Raw genomic sequence first — 17,261 nt, 5'->3', positions numbered from 1 at the left:
TGGCTCAGAAGTCCCGGTTGTAGAAGATGTCCAGTGAGGCCGCCAGTCCGCTGGCGGCCTCGATGTAGAAATAGCGCCCGAGGTCATAGCGTAAGGCCACGGTAGTCACCGGCTCGAACAGGCCCACCCCGTAGCGGATACTGAGGTCCTCGGTCAGGTAGCCACTGGCTACCACCGCCGAATCCTCGCCTGACCCTTCTGCCTCCAGGGTCAGGTCCTGGATGCCGAACGCCTCACCGAGACCCCGGGTAATCCCGCTGGCACGGTTCAGGCCCAGAGCCAGCGCCATGCGGCTGACCTGGTTCTGGTCCCCCTGGCTCTGCAGGGGGCGCCCCAGGATCAGGTACGACAGGGCCTCGTTCTGGGACATGGCCGGTTCCGAGAACACCTCGGTCTCCGGCTCCCTGGCCGGACCGGACAGGCGGATGCCGGCCACCACGTCGTCCACCTCGCGAATGGCCTCGATATCCAGGTAGGGTTCGCTCACCGGCCCCAGGAATACCAGGCGCGCCCGCCGTATCTCCAGCTCCTGGCCGAAGGCCTCGTATTGCCCGCCCACCAGTTGCAGGGAGCCCCGGGTGTCCATGTTGTTACCGATGTTCAGTTCCCCTTCCAGGTCCCCGGTAACACCGAAGCCCTCGAAGCTGACCTTTTCCTCGCCCACGACCACGGTCACGTTCATATCCAGCGACAGACCGCCTTCGGATTCCTTCTCATCACCCAGGATCACCTCATCATCGGATACTGCAACCGCCTGCTCTGGCAACTTCCGGACTTCGATGCGCCCCTTGGGGATGGCAATCCTGCCGGCAACACTCAGTCCGCCGTCGGCCATACGGATCTCCAGATCCGGGGAGACCTCCAGGTCCGCATAGGGCTCGTAGTGCAGGGGCAGCCTCTCGCCTTTCAGGGTCATGGTGAACCGGAGCTCGCGGGACCAGTCCACATTACCGCCAATCTCGCCACGCCCGGTGCCATTGCTCTGCCAGCTACCATCCAGGTCCGCCTGGCTACCGTTGAAGTTGGCCTGGAGATTAAGGTCTTCCACCGGGATGGGCACCTTCTCGTCGATCACCCGGCCACCGGTGAGGGAAACCTGCCCGTATACCTGGGGGGCCATCAGCGGACCTTCCAGGCGACCGGAGCCGGCGATCTGACCGCCGATGTCCTTCAGGTCAACAAAGGTTCCCAGCATCTCCAGGTCAACCCCATCAATGTCATAGGAGCCGGTGGACGGCAGTTCCTCTGCGGTGGGATCCACCGACAGGTCCACCGACAGCCTGCCCACATCCTCGCCATCGAACCGCAGTGTCACCCTGGCCACCTGGGGCTCCATATCCAGAGTCACATCCAGGGTCTGGTAGGCCAGGGTCTCCTGGTCCCCCCCCAGGGTCACCACGACTTCGCCGGGGCCCGCCCCCAACTGGACGGTTCCACGGGGGCCATCCTCCTCCAGTTCGACATCCAGGGAACCGTTGATCATGGCGTTCCAGCTCACCGTTTCCGGCAGCAGTGGCGCCAGGGTGGCCGTGGGGAAATCATTGATCTCCAGTGCCAGTGCGGTATCCGGAAACAGCGTTTGCTCGCCGGCACAGAGGGTGCTGTCCTGCCAGCGCCAGCAGTGGGCACCCAGGGTCAGTGTCTGGTCGATAAAGTCGATGGGGGCCGGCTCCTCCAGCCGCCAGGTCTGATCAGGCCCGCTCAGCTCCACTTCGCCGCTGGCCAGTTGCCCCCGCCACTGGCCGCCGCCCGCAGACTGCCAGGCGCCGGACAGGGCGGCTTCCACCACCGCCGCCGGATGCCGTACCGACAGCGTCAGGCGGTGGTCGTCCAGGGTACCCTGAAGGTCGGCCTCGGCCTGCTCCACGGTCTGTCCGCCCGCCTGCAGGGAGGACACCGCCAAATCAGCATCCAGTGACTGTGACTCATCAAGCCGGGCCTGCAGGTCCAGGCTCCCGATACTGACCTGATCCTGCCAGGCCAGACGGCTGGCGGAGAGATCCAGATTGCCTTGGGGCAACCGGATTGGCCCGGACAGGGAGACGGTTCCGTTCAGGGTGCCTGCCAGGCCAGGCACAATCAGGCCTGGCTCCGGCAGCTCCACGGCGCCCTCAACCGACAACTCCCCCGACGGCTCCATCGGGTCCTGTAGCTGCCCCGAGGCGGTGACACGGTTCTCGCCGATGCTCGCCAGCACCTCAGGAATCCGCCACTGCCCGGCAGCGGCTTCCACCTGCCCGTGGCTGGCCAGAGGTGCCTCCTGCCACTGCCCGTCCAGGTCCCAGTTGGCGGTGAAATCCGGCCGGCCTTCCTCATCAAGCTGTCCCCGGGAGGCGACGGAACCACTGATGCTTGCGGTGGCCTGGGGCACCCAGAACCCGGGGTTGAAACCCTGCAGGGTCAGGTCCGCCTGCCAGTTCAGACGGTCGGCGAAACCCACCTCGGCCTCACCCTCCAGGCGCCCGGCACCGGTGGTCATGACCAGTTCGGTCAACTTCACCGACTGGAGATCACCATCAACCCGGGTGTCCAGGGTGGAATCGCCCATGGGCCCCGTGGCGGCCAGGTTCAGGGTGGCCTGGTACTGCTCGTTGGCATACTCTGCACTGACCTCCAGGGACTGGATGGTGACCGGTGGCGGCTGCACCCCGGGCAACAGCGAATACCAGGGGAAGGCCCCCATCGCCACCCGGGCCTCCGCCGTCAGTTGGTCCTGCCATGACACCTGCCCATCCACCGACAGTTCGGCCTGGCCCTCCCCGGTCACCGAGGGGCCGCTCAGGGTCAGCTGCAACCGATCCGCCTCCGACTGAGTCACCCGACCGGAGATATCGAGACCGATATCTCCCTGCTGGCCTGGCAGGTTGGCCCGGGTATTGAGACGATAGCCGTTCTCCAGGTTCCCCCGGGCGGTCAGGGTCCAGTCCTTGAGCACGAGGGTTTCCGGCAGGGTCTCCAGTGCATGGAAACGATCCGACCGGAACTCCAGGGAGGCCGGCAGCGATGGGTCAAGGGGGGACAGCTCGCCCTCCACGCGACCATCCAGGTAGCCGGACGAGACCAGGCTGGTGCGCAGGTCCCGTACACTGCCCCGGAGTTCGCCGGTTACTCGCCACTGGTCCCCGGAGGGTGGTGGCAGTTGCAGGTCCAGGTTCACCGCCAGGGGCCAGTCACCACGGGTTTCAATGCGGCCATCCAGCGCCACTGTGATGTCTTCCCGCACCAGGGTGAGTTCCCGGACGTGAAAGTCGGAACCACCGCCCCCCGCACCCAGGCTCAGGCGATCCCAGACCAGGGTATCGTTCAGGTGGAAGGGGCCCAGTTCAATAGAACCAATATCGAGGTTCACCGGCAGGGCGATGTCCGGCAATTCGATAAGACCGCCGTCCGCCTCCTCCGCCCCCGTATCGGACAGGGTGACGTCGAGGGCGTCCGCCTCCAATTGCTCCAGGCAGACCCGCTGGCGTAACAGGCAGGCCGGTCGCCAGCGGATCAGCGGAGATTCGGCCTCCACCCGCACGCCGTAGCCCTGCCAGGTGAGTTGGCCAGCCTGCCACTCCCCCAGGATGGAACCACGGGCGTCCGTGGTCTCCAGCCCGGGAACCTGTTCGAGCACCCAGGCGGTGCCGGCATCGGAGCTCAATGCCACCAGGATTGCTCCGATCAGCAGTGCCACCAGCAGCAGGATGACCAACAGGGTGATCAGCAGCCATTTCAGCCCGGTTTTCAGCACCGATGTCACCCTGCTCATAGCTCCGGCCCCATGGAAAAGTGGAATCGCCAGCCACCGCCGAATTCTTCATCCAGCCCCCTGGCGATGTCGAACCGCAGGGGACCCACCGGACTGATCCAGCGCACGCCCACACCGACACCGGTGGCCAACGGATCGGCCAGATTATCGATAGCGTTACCCTTGTCCACGAAAGTGGCGATCCGCCACCTGTCGGCCACTTCGTACTGGTACTCCACACTGCCCACCAGCTTGTAGCGCCCACCAACGCCAGCGCCGTCCGAATCCTCCGGTGTCAGGGTCTCGTAGCCGTACCCCCGGACACTCTGGTCGCCACCGGTAAAGAAACGCAGGGACGGCGGTATCGCGGAGTAATCATTGGTGGCAACGGCGCCAACGTCAATCCGGCCAAGGAAACGATGGTTATCAGCCAGGGTAATCAACCCCTTGGCCTGGGTGGTGACCTGTAGCACGTCGACCGTAGAGAACAAGTCCCGCAGCCCCCCGGTAACATCAACCCCCAACCGGTACCCCCGGGAGGGGTCGATGGGTGAGTCGGATTCCAGTCTGGACAGGGAAATGCCCGGCAGCAACAGACGGGTGGTGCCGGATTCGGAATTGCCGATGTTGAACCGCTCCCGCTCCCAACGCAGGGACAGCACCCGCGTCCAGTCGTTTTCCATCTCGTGCTTCCACTGGGTGCCGATGCTGAAACGGTCGGATTCCACATCCTCGATATCCTCACGCTGGTACCCAACGCCGAACCGCAGGGAATCCGTCATCGGCGGATCCAGGGGGATCTCATACCACCCGGTGAGGTTCTGTCGTGGCGCCGACAGTTCCATATCCGCACCACGCCGGTGGCCCAGGGCATTGATCCAATGTTCTTCCCAGTTGCCCCGGAAACGGGGGCCTACGTCCGTGGAGTAGCCCACACCGGCACCAAGGGAGCGGGGTTTCCGCTCACTCACCCTGGCGGATACCGGAATCACGCGGTCAACCGCCTCGTTGGGCGGCGCCGTCACCAGGGACTGGGAGAAATAACCACTGTTGGACAGGCTGGAGCTGAGGTCAGCCACCTTGTCGGCATGGTACAGGGTGCCGGGTTCAAACTGGACAAACCGCCGCAGGAACGAGGGTTCGAATACGTGGTCCTCGTTGAAGGTGACCTCCCCCAGGCGATAGCGCTCACCACTGGCAAACCGCAGCCGGATTTCCGCCTCCCGGGTTTGCGGGTTCACTGCCAGCCTGCGCTCCTCGAACTGGCCATCGAAATACCCCAGACGGGAAGCACGGCTGCTGATGGCCTGGCGAAGTGATTCGTACTGACCGTGATTCAGCACATCCCCCACCGCAGGCTGCTGGGGAAAGGGGGCACTGAACTCGGGATCATCGCTGGCGGGACCAGTGATCGTCACCTCCCGGGAGATCACCCGCACCGGTTCACCGGGGGTGACGGTCATCACCAGCATCGGCGGGTCGCCGTCCTGGAGCTCCCGGGAAATGGCGGGGGCATAATAGCCGAGGGCACGCAGTGCCTGCTGGATGCGCTCCTCCACGGTGTCCCCATAACGACGCAGGGAAGACCGGTCATGGCCCTCCACCTCGCCGACGAACGCCCGGGCGTTCTGCAGCAGATCCGGGTAATCGCCCTCCATACGAATATCCACCTGGCTGGCGGAACCAACCACCGGCATCAGCGCCAGGGCTACCCGAAAAAGTAACTTGAGGAGGCCTTTACCGGTCCGGTATCTTCCTGATAATTGTCTGATTAGCAAATTCCACTCCGGTCGCCGACGGCCTGTGGTGTTGAATGGGGTCCGGTATGGGGACAACTTCGGCTGTATTACAGGTTCGTCGTGAACGTCCAAATACGCTAGTCTGTTGCGGAGCTTCTGACAACAGGATACAAAGGCCCCGGCCCAGTGATGTAGAAGCTTTCTGAATACACCTGCACACTGCAGTCAAACGACCAGGCCGTTACGGGAGTTACCACCTGCGGATGTTCACCATCAATCGGGAGAATCTCAAGAAAAGCCACCAGACCATCTGGTTTGTCATCGACTTCCTGATGCTCGGACTGCTTGTTCTCAACCTGGCGCTGATCATCTTTGATTCCATCTACCACTTTGAAGCCATTCAGGATTTCTTCCGGGAATCCCTGCCAGCATTCTACAACGTCTATCAGCCGGTTCACCGCAATTTCATCTTCTATGACCTTATTTTCGTCAGCATTTTCCTGACAGAGTTTTTCGTACGCTGGCTTTATGCGGTATGGCGCGGGATCTACCAGCGATGGTACTTCTATCCATTCATCCACTGGTATGACCTCCTCGGCTGCATACCCACCAGTGGCATGAGGTTCCTGAGGGTGCTTCGTATCATCAGTATTGTCTATCGTTTGCACCGCTACGGCATTATTGATTTTACCCGTACCCGCCTGTTCCAGTTTCTTGCCTTTTATTACGAGGCGTTCATGGAAGAGCTGTCCGATCGCATCGTGCTCAAGGTACTGAGCGGAGTTCAGGACGAAGTGCGCCGGGGCTCTCCGCTAATGGAGAAGGTTCAGAGCGACATCATCTATCCACGCAAGGACGTGCTGATCGGATGGATTTCCGACCGGGTGGCGGACCTGGCCTCCCAGGGTTATATCCCCAATCGCGACGCTCTGCGCCAGTATCTGGAGAGCTGTATCAACGAGGCCATTCGCCAGAACCCGGAGATGGCCCGCCTGAAGCTGCTGCCGATTTTTGGCAACCAGGTGCGGGGCACCCTGGAAGAAGTGGTCGGTGACATTACCGCCCATGTCCTCAACCAGGTGATGGAAGACCTCTCCAGTAGCCGCAACCATGACTTTATCAACGACCTGGTGGACGCCCTGCTGCCGGATCCATCCCAACTGACGACACAACAAGGTACCGTGGATACAGAATTGGGCCAGCGCCAGGGGAATGAGGTATTGATCAACCTGACGCTGGAGATCATTGACGCTATAAAGGAGCAGGTACACCACAAGCGCTGGCGCGAGCAGTTATAGGATCGGCTGAGGGACGCTCATGGATCACCCATTGCACTACTGTACTGCCCAGGAGCTGGTACGGATGATGGACGCTGGCAAGCTGACCAGCGAAGACCTGACCCGGGCGCTGCTGGACCGCATCAAGACCCATAACCCATCCCTGAACGCCGTGGTCGCCCTGAACGAGGAGCAGGCCCTGGCCGAAGCCCGGGAAGCCGACCGCCTGCGCCAGTCCGGCAGCCCGGGCGGTGCCCTGCTGGGCGTGCCGCTGACCCTCAAGGATAGCTGGCAGGTACCGGGCATGACCTGCACCTCCGGCGCCCCCGTGCTGGCCGGCCACTACCCGGATCACCCGGCGGATATCGTACAGCGGCTGCTGGACGCAGGCGCCATCGTAATCGGCAAGACCAACGTGCCGTTCTTCACCTCCGACATCCAGACCTACAACGAGGTATACGGCACCACCAACAACCCCTGGAACCGGGAACGCACGCCAGGGGGATCCTCCGGCGGCGCCGCAGCGGCCCTGGCGGCGGGTATGACACCCCTGGAGGTAGGCAGTGACCTGGCCGGCTCCATCCGCACTCCAACCCACTTCTGCGGGGTATTCGGCCACAAGCCCAGCCGGACGCTGGTATCCTTCCGGGGCCATGTCCCCGGTCCTCCCGGCACGGTAAGCCAGCCCGACCTGGCGGAAGGTGGCCCCATGGCCCGGTCGGCCCGGGACCTGGAAACCCTGCTGACAGTGATTGCCGGCCCACGCCCCCACCAGGCCCGGAGCTGGCAACTGGCCATGGAGCCGGCCACCCTGGAATCCCTGGAGCAGGCCCGGGTCGGCCTCTGGTTCGAAGACCCGGTATGCCCGGTGGATCATGAACTGAGCAATGGCTACCGGCGACTGTCGGACAACCTGGCGGAACGGGGCGCCCTCGTCACCCCGCTGCACCATCCCCTGCTCTCCCTCAAGCGGATCATGCCAGTCTACTTCAACCTGCTGGGCAGCCTGCTGAGCGTCGATATGACCAGCCAGCAGAAACGCCGGCTGAAGCTGTTTGCCCTGGCCGAGAAACCCCTGCGTAAGATGGGCCCCATGACCCACGGCATGGCGGAGTTCGCCCGGGGCACCAGCCAGGGCCATGGCCGCTGGATGCAGTGGAACGAAACCCGGGAGAAGATGCGGGAACAGGTGGAAGAGGTCTTCCGGGATGTGGACGTGATCCTCGCACCGGTCAACCCGGTCACTGCCATCCCCCATGACCAGCGCGACCCCCAGTATCGCCGCCAGATCCGGGTCAACGGCGAAACCCGGCCCTACCACGACCAGTTCTGCTGGATTGCCCTGGCCACCCTGCTGGGCCTGCCAGCCACCTCGGTGCCCATCGGCGTCACCCGTGAAGGCCTGCCTTACAACCTGCAGATCATCGGCGCCCCGGGGCGGGACCTGACCACCCTGGCCTTTGCACGACTGCTGGAGGATGGAGGTCTGGCGGGGTTTCAGCAGCCGCCGGGGTTTTAAGGGGAAAGTGCCACGGTTGCCCGCCGTTTTTCCCTGGGGACTAGTTCCGGGTACAGCAGGGTAATCGCGTGCCACACCCAAAGGTCACTTAATTTGGAACTTCCGAATTCGACACCGGGTCAGGGTGTGATACAGGTTCCAGATCAACCGAATACTGCATATGGCACTGATCACCGGGTTTTGATAGAGTCTGAACGGATTGGCGGAAAGGATTCACCCAATTTGGAACTACCTACTTTGTGTATCCTGCAGTTTCCCATGTCCGTTGCAGCACGCATACGCTTTGTTCCATCACTATCGAGTGATCTTTTGACAGAGATCTCGTAATAATACATGGAGAGTATAAAACATAATGCCTGACGTAATCATACCTATCGTTTTTCCGGACTATAAAATCACCGTTAACACTCCCCCTGTCAAAATTGGTGTACCAGACCTGCTCCCCTTTGTGGACATATTTCCAAACGAAGTCAGAGTTCCACATACAGAAAACAAACTAGACAATCTCGGGCATGCGGGGATTCTATTCATCAATGGCCGCTCGGGTTTAACAAAATACTATGAGTATGGAAGGTACGATCCGAACGGCAAGGGCTGGGTCAAGAAAATCAGGAATCTTCCTGATGTCACTATCGGGCAAGGTGGCTCTATAAGTTCGCCGTCACTTACCAACGTTCTCCGGACAATATCTGGGAAATCAGGGAAAGATGGTCGCATAAGTGGCGCTTACATTGAAATGGGCGACGAATTTGATGCAGTGCTTGAATTCGCCCAAGGCAGAATGGCGCTTAACAGTGCCGCTGATCGAGAGCCCTATAACCTAGTGTCATATAGTTGCGTTCATTTCATGGAAGGCGCATTGAAGTCAGCAGGCCTAGATACTCCCTGGATGCTCGACCCAAGGCCTGTATCCTATATTCTTGAGATCCAGGATGACTACCCTCCTCTGGAGTATTCCCCCAAAACCAATAGGTTTACGATCGGTCGAAACGAAAATGCGGTTGGGCAGTAAACATGAAAAAAATCCTAGTATCAATCATCGTATTAGTAGCAATCGTCTTTTCATATTTTTATTTCACACCTTCGGCCATTCAAGTCGAGGAGACCAAAGTTGAAACTCCAAACAAACCCGCCTCGGTCCCGGCAGATACTTTCTGGGCCGGGGGAATTGATGGTGGTAACTTCATAAAAATCACTGTGGACAGCACCGACCCAAACGCAGTAAGTGCTGAAATCTACAACGATTCTACCGGTGACATTGAGTATGACGGTCTCATGGAATATTCGGGACCAGATGGCATTCCTGAAGCTGTTTCTGATCCATCATTCATTCATGGATGGGACGGATACTCTCTTCATCTGGCTAATGGACACTCGCTCACAGCAGTAGAGCCATAACCACAGAGCTGGTTTTCTCCTATTGGTAGCGGGGAGCGGAAGCGGTTGAGCTTCCGCGGCGCCAATCATACGGCACGTAGTGCCGATAAAAAGTGGCGACTCAAAAGCCCCCCACTAGAAACGAAAAAAGCCGATCCAAAGATCGGCTTTTTCAATATGGTAGCGGGGAGCAGGCGCGGTGGAGCGCCTGCGGCAGCAGCAATACCACACGTAGTGCGAATAAATAGTGCTGACTCAAAAAGCCCCCACCAAAAACGAGAAAAGCCAGTAGAAGCTGGCTTTTCTCAATATGGTAGCGGGGGCTGGATTCGAACCAACGACCTTCGGGTTATGAGCCCGACGAGCTACCAGACTGCTCCACCCCGCATCAAACTTGTTGTTAAGCCAAAAGCTACTGGTAAGCTTTTGTTTTGGAAGCGTTTTTGCTTTGCTTCGCCGCTCAACGTGGTGCGTATATTAAGGATTCGTTGCTGGGCTGTCAACGGGTATTTTCAAAAAGATCTTCCGGCCAGTGCAAATCGTCATAGGGGGTTTCCGCAACCGCTCCCTGCCACTCACCCACCAGGGTCAGTGCCTCCTGCACCGGGCGGAACGAACGCCGGTGGATCGGGGTGACACCCTGGCGGTTGAGTGCCTCCACATGGACCGGTGTCGGGTATCCCTTGTGGCTGCCAAGGCCGTAGCCCGGATAGGTGTCCTCCAGGGCCACCATCTCCCGGTCACGGGTCACCTTGGCCAGTACGGAGGCGGCACTGATCGCCGCGACCCGGCCATCACCCTTGATAACCGGCTCCGAAGGCCAGTGCCAGCGCGGGCAGCGATTGCCGTCCACCAGCACATACTCCGGTGCAATGGTCAGCCCGGCCACTGCCCTTTCCATGGCCAGCAACGTAGCCTGATAGATATTGAGCCGGTCGATCTCATCCGCCTCACAACGGCCCAGGCTCCAGGCCGCAGCCTTTTCGATGATCTCGTCGTATAATCGCTCCCGGCGCTTCTCCGTCAGGCGCTTGGAATCCGCCAGCCCATCGATGGGACGGTCCGGGTCCAGGATCACGGCAGCGGTCACCACCGGCCCGGCCAGGGGGCCGCGCCCCACCTCATCCACACCGGCCAGCTTCCAGCCCTGGTAGCGGCACTCAAAGGGGGGGAGAATCGTCTTGCCGGCCATCAGCGCCCTGCCCTTTGCACGAGTTCACTAACCGCTTCGGCCGCCCGTTCGTCGGCATTGCGCCGAAGCGTTTCATGGAGCTCCGTGAAGGCCTGCTTCAGGTGATCACGCTCCTCCGGATTATCCAGTTGTTCCAGCACGGCCCCGGCGAGACGTTCGGGCGTGGCGTCGTCCTGCAGCAATTCAGGCACCAGCGCCTTCCCGGCCAGCAGGTTGGGCAGGGACACCCAGGATACCTTCACCAGCCTCGACACCAGGGCAAAGGTCAGCCGGTTCAACCGATAGCTCACAACCATGGGCTTCTTGAGCAACATTGCCTCAAGCGTAGCGGTACCGGAAGCCAGCAGGACCACATCTGCAGACGCCATGACTTCCCGTGAACGGCCACGGACGAGGGTAAGTGGCAACTTTACCTCCAGAGCCTCCGCCAATGTCCGTACCTGTGCTTCCCGATCACGATTCACACAAGGCACCACAAGCTGCAGGTCCGGGTGTTCCGCCTGCAGCCTCTGGGCGGTTTGCAGGAACAGGGTACCCAGCTTTTCCACCTCGCCGCCACGGCTTCCGGGCAGGATGGCCAGGACCGGTCGGTCCCGGTCCAGCCCCAGGTTATCCCGGGCGCCGCCTGTGTCCGTCACCATGGGAATCCGGTCCGCCAGCGGGTGTCCCACGAATGAGACGGGCACCCCGTGGTCTTCGTAGAACTGCGCCTCGAAGGGCAACAGGGTCAGCATCAGGTCCACGGACCGGGCTATACCCACGATGCGCTTCTGGCGCCAGGCCCATACCGAAGGGCTGACGTAGTGAACCGTGGGTATACCGGCCTTGCGGCATCGCTCCTCAACACCCAGGGTGAAATCCGGGGAATCGATTCCGATGACCACGTCCGGCGGTGTGGTCAGCAGGTAGTCCATCAGGCGGGCCCGAATGGAGAACAGCTCCCGTAGGCGCCCAAGGACCTCCACCAGTCCCATCACCGACAGTCGCTCCATGGGTACCAGGGAATGGAAGCCCTCGGCAATCATGTCCTCACCGCCAATGCCGACAAAACGGGCGTTGGGATAACGTTTGCGAAGGGAACGGATCAGACCGGAACCGAGGATGTCACCGGAGACCTCTCCGGCCACCAGGGCGAAGGTCAGCCGATCATGGCTGACCACGCCGGAGGAATCTGTCTCTACGGGTGACGGGACGACGGAACTCACCACCAGCCCTAGCGGACAATGCCACGTTCCGCGATCCGGAGGGACTCCATCAGCGGCTGCATTTCCGGCAGGTCCGGCCAGTGCTTCCGGAGCTCCTCAAGGGCCTGGGCTGTGGTCAGGCCCTGGCGGTAGATGACCTTATAGGCCCGGCGAAGCGCGGTCAGCACGTCCTTGCTGAACCCCCTGCGGCGCAGCCCCTCAACGTTGATGCCGTGGGGGCTCGCGGACTGGCCACTGGCCATGACGTAGGCGGGTATGTCCTTGAGAACGATACTGCCCCCGCCACTCATGCTGTGGGGGCCGATATGGCAGAACTGGTGCACCATGGTGCCGCCGCCCAGGATGGCCCAGTCACCGATGTAGACGTGCCCCGCCAACGTGGCACAGTTGGCCAGGATGGTGTTGTCACCGATCACGCAATCGTGGGCCACGTGGACATAGGCCATCAACAGGTTGTGGTTGCCGATGCGGGTCTCGCCCCGGTCCTGGATGGTGCCCCGGTGAATGGTGCAGTTCTCGCGGATGATATTGTTGTCGCCGATCACCAGGGTGGTGGGTTCGCCCGCGTACTTCTTGTCCTGACAGTCCTCGCCGACACTGGCGAACTGGAAGATACGGTTATTACGACCAATAACCGTCGGGCCCTTGATCACCACATGGGAGAGCACTTCGGTGCCCTCACCGATCTCGACCTCAGGTCCGATGTAGCTCCATGGCCCCACAGTCACGCCATCCGCCAGCTTTGCGGACGGATCGACGATTGCCTGGGGATGGACACCGGTCCAGTTCTTATCGGTCATCAAGCGTCTCTCTCAGCGGACATGACTTCAGCAACGCAGACCACCTCGCCGTCCACCAGGGCGCGACAGTCGAACTTCCATATACCATGTTTGTTGGAAAGCAGCCGGGATTCAAGTCGGAGCTGATCCCCCGGCACCACCGGGCGCTTGAACCGGGCTTTGTTGGAGCCAGCCAGCAGGTGGATGGAGCCGTCAGCGGCGGAGCGACCCGCGGTCACATACCCCAGAATACCGGAGACCTGGGCCATGGCCTCAATGATCAATACCCCGGGCATGATCGGCTTACCGGGAAAATGCCCGGTAAAGAAGGGTTCATTGATCGTCACGTTCTTGTAACCGACAATCGATTGTCCTTTTTCCACCTCAATAATCCGATCCACCAGCAGGAAGGGGTATTGGTGTGGCAGGAAGTCCATAATTTCATCAATTTTCATCATCGGGTTCTGGCCTCAGCCCTCAATTTTCTTTTCCAGTTCCTTCAACCGGCGCGCCATGGCATCCAGCTGTCTGAAGCGAGCAGCGTTCTTGCGCCATTCGCGGTTATTCATGTGTCCGGTGCCGGAAGAATACACGCCCGGCTCACGGATATCACCGGTGACCATGGTCATGCCCGTCACCTGGACACCGTCAGCAATGGTCAGGTGACCACTGACACCGGAAGCACCCCCAAACATGCAGTGGCGGCCGATATGGGTACTGCCGGCAATACCCACCTTACCCGCCAGCGCACTGTGGTCGCCGATTTGCACGTTATGGGCCACCTGCACCAGGTTATCAATCTTCACGCCATTGCCCAGGCGGGTATCCTCAAGCGCCCCCCGGTCTATGGCGGTGTTGGCACCCACTTCCACATCGTCCCCCAGGGTAACGCCACCTATCTGGGCAATACGGTGCCATTCGCCCTTGTGTACCGCGAAACCAAAGCCATCGGAGCCAATGACGGCACCGCTGAGAATATGGCAGCGCTGCCCCATGGTGACGCCATGGGCAAGGGTAACCCTCGGCCTCAGGACACAGTCATCCCCGAGCGAGCAGTCGGCACCGATCACCGAATGGGCGCCAATGACCACCCGTTCGCCCAGGGTGACTCCAGCCTCAATCACCACATAGGGGCCTACGCTGGCGCTATCCGGGACCGCCACCGAGGGGTCAATCACCGCCGTGGCGTGCACCCCTGCTGCCGGTGCTGGCGAGGTATCGAAATAACGGCTGATGCGAGCATAACCAAGGTAGGGGTCGTCCAGTAACAGGACATTGGTCTGTGTTGGTTCCGCCATGGCCGGCGAGATCAGCACGGCACCGGCCCGGCTCTCCCCCAGGTGCCGGCTGTAGGCAGGGTTCGCCAGGAAGCTCAACTGGTCCGGGCCGGCGGCCTCCAGGGGGGCCAGACCGGTGATTTCCAGGTCGGGATCGCCCCGCAGCTCCGCTCCCAGGGCGCTGGCGATCTCCGCCAGTGTCATGCGTTTGGTGGCCATGTTACTGGTTCAGCTTCTCCAGGAGTTCATCGGTCAGGTTAAGCTCCGGTTTCACAGTGACCACGGTCTCCGATGGCAGGATGATGTCCAGATCGTGTTCTTCCATCAGCTCTTTCACCGCCGCATCCACCTCTGGACGGGCCTCGTCCAGAAACGTCTGCTTGCGGCTGTTGAGGGTCTGGTCCAGCTGCTGCTTTTTCTGGGCGAATTCCTGGGCTTTGCGCTGGAACTCTTGCGTAAGCTGCTCCCGCTCGCTCTCATTCATCATGGCGCCGTCCTTCTGCAGGCGTTCCTGCAGGTTCCGCGCCTCCTGCTGAACCTTGCGGACCTCTTCTTCGGTGCCGGCAAAGTCCCGCTGTAATTGCTCGCTGAACGCCTGGGCATCTTCCGACGAGAACAGCGCCTTGCGCAGATCAACGACACCAATACGGGTATCAGCCACCACGGGAAGGGCGACCAGCAAGGCGGATACCATGGCCAGTGCGCGTAGACTGATTATCTGTTTTACAGTTTCCTTCAAACCAACCATCGTACTATCTCCTTGATTACACCTGGGTTCCGGCACCATTGTGCCGAAACCTCCCCTGCCCTGAGGTGACGCTCTTCACCACCTCGACCAACCCCTCAGAAACTCTGCCCCAGGGAGAACTGGAACACCTGGGTCTCGTCGCCACTCTGATCCGTGAGGGGCTGGGCCAGACTGAAGGCAAGCGGGCCAACCACGGTCACCCACTGGAACCCGATACCAACAGACGTCCGGATCTCACCGATGTCCGGATCAAAACCGCGGGTCGAGTCGAACACCTGGCCGGCATCCAGAAAGAACGACGTCCGCATACTGCGGGTATCCCCGGCGAACGGCGTGGGCACGATCAACTCCAGGCTCGCCTCCGTCAGAAAGTTACCACCGAAAGGATCGTCATCATCACTGTCGTTCGGGTTGTTGTTATCCACCCGGTTACCCAGGGAGTTTGCCCGGTAGCCACGGACAGAGCCATAGCCACCGGCATAGAAATGCTCATAGAACGGCATCTGGGAACGATCCCCGTAGCCATCACCGTAGCCCACTTCTCCCCGGGTGCGGATAATCCAGGTCTCTTCCTCATTCAGCGGCCAGAAACTGTCGCCACGGTAACGGAGCTTGTAGAACGTCAGGTCACTGCCCGGCACAGCAATATCCGCCGACAGGCTGTTACTGTAACCATCCGTGGGCAGCACGCCCCGGTTGAGGGTGCTGCGACGCCAGGAGCCCGTCAGGAAGTAGTTACCAAACTTGTCACCCTCATCCTCGATAAAATCTATGACTTCATCCGACGTATAGGAACCCTGCTGGATCTTGGAGAGAGTATAGCCAACCCCGAAATTGAGGCGGGTGTAGCTGTCGATCGGGTAACCGAACGTCAGACGACCGCCGTATTCGTCCAGCAGGTAGGATGAAATGTCCTGCTCCTCGAAGTCGGTTTCCCGGGCGAACAGGCTGAACCCACGGCTGACGCCATCCACCGTGTAATAGGGATCCTCGTAGGAGAAATTCGCGCTCTTGATGGAGTCGCTGAAGTTGGCGCCGATGGACACGCGCTTGCCGGTCCCGAAGAAGTTGTTCTCGGAAATATTGGCCCCCAGGATCACGCCGGACACCTGGGAGAAACCAATGGATGCGGACAGGCTGCCCGTTGGCTGCTCCTCGACCGTGTAGGTCACATCCACCAGGTCGTCGGAACCGGGCACCGGTGTGGTGTCCACGGTCACCGACTGGAAGAACCCCAGCCGTTCAAGCTGGGCCTTGGAGAACTCGATCCGGTCGGTGGACGCTACCCCACCCTCCATCTGGGTCATCTCCTGGCGCAACACCTCGTCCTTGGTGGTGACGTTACCCTCGAAGTTGATGCGACGCACGTAGGTGCGGTTGCCCGGCTCCACGAAAAAGGTCACGGTAGCCGTATCCTCGGAATCGGATTCGGGAATGGCATTCACGTTGGCGAAGGTATAGCCCTCACGACCAAGGCGTCGGGACAGGCGCTCGGAGGTGGCGGTAAGGGCCGACTGTGACAGGGTGTCCCCCGGCTCAAGCTCGATCAGCTCCCGCAATTCCTCTTCCGGTACGATTAGCTCGCCCCGTAGCTGAATATCGGAGATGGTGTACTTGTTGCCTTCGTTGACGGACACCGCCACGAAGACATCCTGCTTGTCCGGGGAGATGGACACCTGACTGGATTCAATGTTGAAATCCAGGTAGCCCTGATCCAGATAATGGGATCGCAGTGACTCAAGGTCACCACTGAGCCGCTCACGGGCGTATTTGTCCTTGCTGGTCAGGGAATTCCACCAGCTGCTCTCGCGCAATTCGAACAGCTCCAGGAGTTCCTCGTCGTCGAAGGCCTCGTTGCCAACAATATTGATATGGCGGATCGCCGCCACATCGCCCTCATTGATATCCAGTCGCACCGCCACGCGATTGCGGGGCAGTTCCTCGGCCGTGGCAGTAACCCGCGCATTATAGCGGCCCTGACCGACGTAGGACCGGAGGATCTCCAGCTCCAGCCGCTCCAGGGTGGCCCGGCGGAATACCTGACCTTCCTGCAGACCGGCACCGGCGAGGGCGTCCATCAACATCTCGGTTTCAATGTTCTTGTTGCCCTCAATCTCAATGGAGGCAATGGCCGGACGTTCCTGCACCGCCAGTATCAGGGTGCCCTCGTCCCGGTATGCCTCGATATCGGTAAACAGGCCGGTTCGGAACAGGGCGCGGATGGCCTCGGCCAGCTCCTGCTCACTGAGGGACTCGCCGATGCCTACCGGAAAAGCAGAGAAAACATTGCCGGCCGATACCCGTTGCAGGCCCTCGACCTCGATATCAGCTACCGTAAACTCTTCTGCTGCGGCCGGTTGACTGGCAATACCAGCCAGTACGAGGCCAATCGCTGCACCCAGTAAAGAACGTCTCATT

13 protein-coding genes and 1 tRNA gene are annotated in these 17,261 nt (G+C 60.7%); 4 read left to right on the top strand and 10 right to left on the bottom strand.

Annotated elements, in window-relative coordinates:
* Positions 1 to 4: 4 nt before the first annotated feature.
* Positions 5 to 3,751 carry a translocation/assembly module TamB domain-containing protein gene (locus tag ACJO2E_RS12755; RefSeq protein ID WP_406964302.1) on the bottom strand — a complete coding sequence of 1,249 codons (3,747 nt, stop codon included), beginning with the start codon at positions 3,749 to 3,751 and terminating at the stop codon, positions 5 to 7.
* On the bottom strand, positions 3,748 to 5,508 hold the full coding sequence (locus tag ACJO2E_RS12750) for an autotransporter assembly complex protein TamA (protein WP_406964301.1): 1,761 nt from the start codon (positions 5,506 to 5,508) through the stop codon (positions 3,748 to 3,750). Before ACJO2E_RS12750 ends, ACJO2E_RS12755 begins: the two co-directional genes overlap by 4 nt.
* 224 nt (positions 5,509 to 5,732) lie before the next feature.
* Between ACJO2E_RS12750 and ACJO2E_RS12745 the strand changes: the two genes are divergently transcribed.
* The 4 genes from ACJO2E_RS12745 (at position 5,733) to ACJO2E_RS12730 (ending at position 9,663) form a co-directional block, all read left to right on the top strand.
* Complete coding sequence (locus tag ACJO2E_RS12745) at positions 5,733 to 6,767, top strand: hypothetical protein (protein WP_406964300.1); 1,035 nt, start codon at positions 5,733 to 5,735, stop codon at positions 6,765 to 6,767.
* Positions 6,768 to 6,786: 19 nt separating this feature from the next.
* A complete protein-coding gene (locus tag ACJO2E_RS12740) occupies positions 6,787 to 8,265 on the top strand; it encodes an amidase (protein WP_406964299.1) in 1,479 nt (492 codons plus the stop codon).
* A gap of 352 nt (positions 8,266 to 8,617) precedes the next feature.
* A complete protein-coding gene (locus ACJO2E_RS12735) occupies positions 8,618 to 9,277 on the top strand; it encodes a hypothetical protein (RefSeq protein ID WP_406964297.1) in 660 nt (219 codons plus the stop codon).
* A 2-nt stretch (positions 9,278 to 9,279) separates the two neighbouring features.
* Positions 9,280 to 9,663: a hypothetical protein gene (locus tag ACJO2E_RS12730; protein ID WP_406964295.1), complete on the top strand. Its 384-nt coding sequence runs from the start codon at positions 9,280 to 9,282 to the stop codon at positions 9,661 to 9,663.
* Positions 9,664 to 9,953: 290 nt separating this feature from the next.
* On the opposite strand, the gene ACJO2E_RS12725 is transcribed toward ACJO2E_RS12730, so the two are convergent.
* The 8 genes from ACJO2E_RS12725 to bamA form a co-directional block, all read right to left on the bottom strand.
* Positions 9,954 to 10,030 (bottom strand) — tRNA-Met (locus tag ACJO2E_RS12725).
* A gap of 111 nt (positions 10,031 to 10,141) precedes the next feature.
* Complete coding sequence (gene rnhB / locus ACJO2E_RS12720) at positions 10,142 to 10,834, bottom strand: ribonuclease HII (protein WP_406964294.1); 693 nt, start codon at positions 10,832 to 10,834, stop codon at positions 10,142 to 10,144.
* A complete protein-coding gene (gene lpxB, locus ACJO2E_RS12715; protein WP_406964774.1) occupies positions 10,834 to 11,994 on the bottom strand; it encodes a lipid-A-disaccharide synthase in 1,161 nt (386 codons plus the stop codon). The genes rnhB and lpxB overlap by 1 nt, the downstream gene beginning before the upstream one ends.
* Positions 11,995 to 12,047: 53 nt before the next feature.
* The gene (lpxA, locus tag ACJO2E_RS12710) at positions 12,048 to 12,839 is read right to left on the bottom strand and encodes an acyl-ACP--UDP-N-acetylglucosamine O-acyltransferase (RefSeq protein WP_406964292.1); all 792 of its coding nucleotides are present in this window, start codon (positions 12,837 to 12,839) and stop codon (positions 12,048 to 12,050) included.
* Positions 12,839 to 13,276 carry a 3-hydroxyacyl-ACP dehydratase FabZ gene (gene fabZ, locus ACJO2E_RS12705; protein ID WP_406964290.1) on the bottom strand — a complete coding sequence of 146 codons (438 nt, stop codon included), beginning with the start codon at positions 13,274 to 13,276 and terminating at the stop codon, positions 12,839 to 12,841. Before fabZ ends, lpxA begins: the two co-directional genes overlap by 1 nt.
* A gap of 12 nt (positions 13,277 to 13,288) precedes the next feature.
* Positions 13,289 to 14,314, bottom strand: coding sequence for a UDP-3-O-(3-hydroxymyristoyl)glucosamine N-acyltransferase (gene lpxD, locus ACJO2E_RS12700; RefSeq protein ID WP_406964288.1), 1,026 nt, complete (start codon positions 14,312 to 14,314; stop codon positions 13,289 to 13,291).
* A gap of 1 nt (position 14,315) precedes the next feature.
* Entirely contained in the window at positions 14,316 to 14,843 is a 528-nt protein-coding gene (locus tag ACJO2E_RS12695; RefSeq protein WP_406964286.1) for an OmpH/Skp family outer membrane protein, read from the bottom strand.
* Positions 14,844 to 14,938: 95 nt separating this feature from the next.
* Complete coding sequence (gene bamA / locus ACJO2E_RS12690; protein WP_406964284.1) at positions 14,939 to 17,260, bottom strand: outer membrane protein assembly factor BamA; 2,322 nt, start codon at positions 17,258 to 17,260, stop codon at positions 14,939 to 14,941.
* Position 17,261: the final 1 nt, after the last annotated feature.

This window comes from Marinobacter shunpengi (assembly GCF_045449695.1).
In the GTDB taxonomy this organism is placed as follows: Bacteria; Pseudomonadota; Gammaproteobacteria; order Pseudomonadales; family Oleiphilaceae; genus Marinobacter.
The sequence above is the reverse complement of the archived record's forward strand: the minus strand, read 5'-3'. Positions and strand labels throughout refer to the sequence as shown.

Coding starts and splice junctions, on each gene's coding strand:
- ACJO2E_RS12730 (WP_406964295.1), top strand. CDS start 9,280: ATGAAAAAAATCCTAGTATCAATCATCGTATTAGTAGCAATCGTCTTT.
- bamA (WP_406964284.1), bottom strand. CDS start 17,260: ATGAGACGTTCTTTACTGGGTGCAGCGATTGGCCTCGTACTGGCTGGT.
- ACJO2E_RS12735 (WP_406964297.1), top strand. CDS start 8,618: ATGCCTGACGTAATCATACCTATCGTTTTTCCGGACTATAAAATCACC.
- ACJO2E_RS12740 (WP_406964299.1), top strand. CDS start 6,787: ATGGATCACCCATTGCACTACTGTACTGCCCAGGAGCTGGTACGGATG.
- rnhB (WP_406964294.1), bottom strand. CDS start 10,834: ATGGCCGGCAAGACGATTCTCCCCCCCTTTGAGTGCCGCTACCAGGGC.
- lpxA (WP_406964292.1), bottom strand. CDS start 12,839: ATGACCGATAAGAACTGGACCGGTGTCCATCCCCAGGCAATCGTCGAT.
- ACJO2E_RS12755 (WP_406964302.1), bottom strand. CDS start 3,751: ATGAGCAGGGTGACATCGGTGCTGAAAACCGGGCTGAAATGGCTGCTG.
- ACJO2E_RS12745 (WP_406964300.1), top strand. CDS start 5,733: ATGTTCACCATCAATCGGGAGAATCTCAAGAAAAGCCACCAGACCATC.
- ACJO2E_RS12695 (WP_406964286.1), bottom strand. CDS start 14,843: ATGGTTGGTTTGAAGGAAACTGTAAAACAGATAATCAGTCTACGCGCA.
- fabZ (WP_406964290.1), bottom strand. CDS start 13,276: ATGATGAAAATTGATGAAATTATGGACTTCCTGCCACACCAATACCCC.
- lpxD (WP_406964288.1), bottom strand. CDS start 14,314: ATGGCCACCAAACGCATGACACTGGCGGAGATCGCCAGCGCCCTGGGA.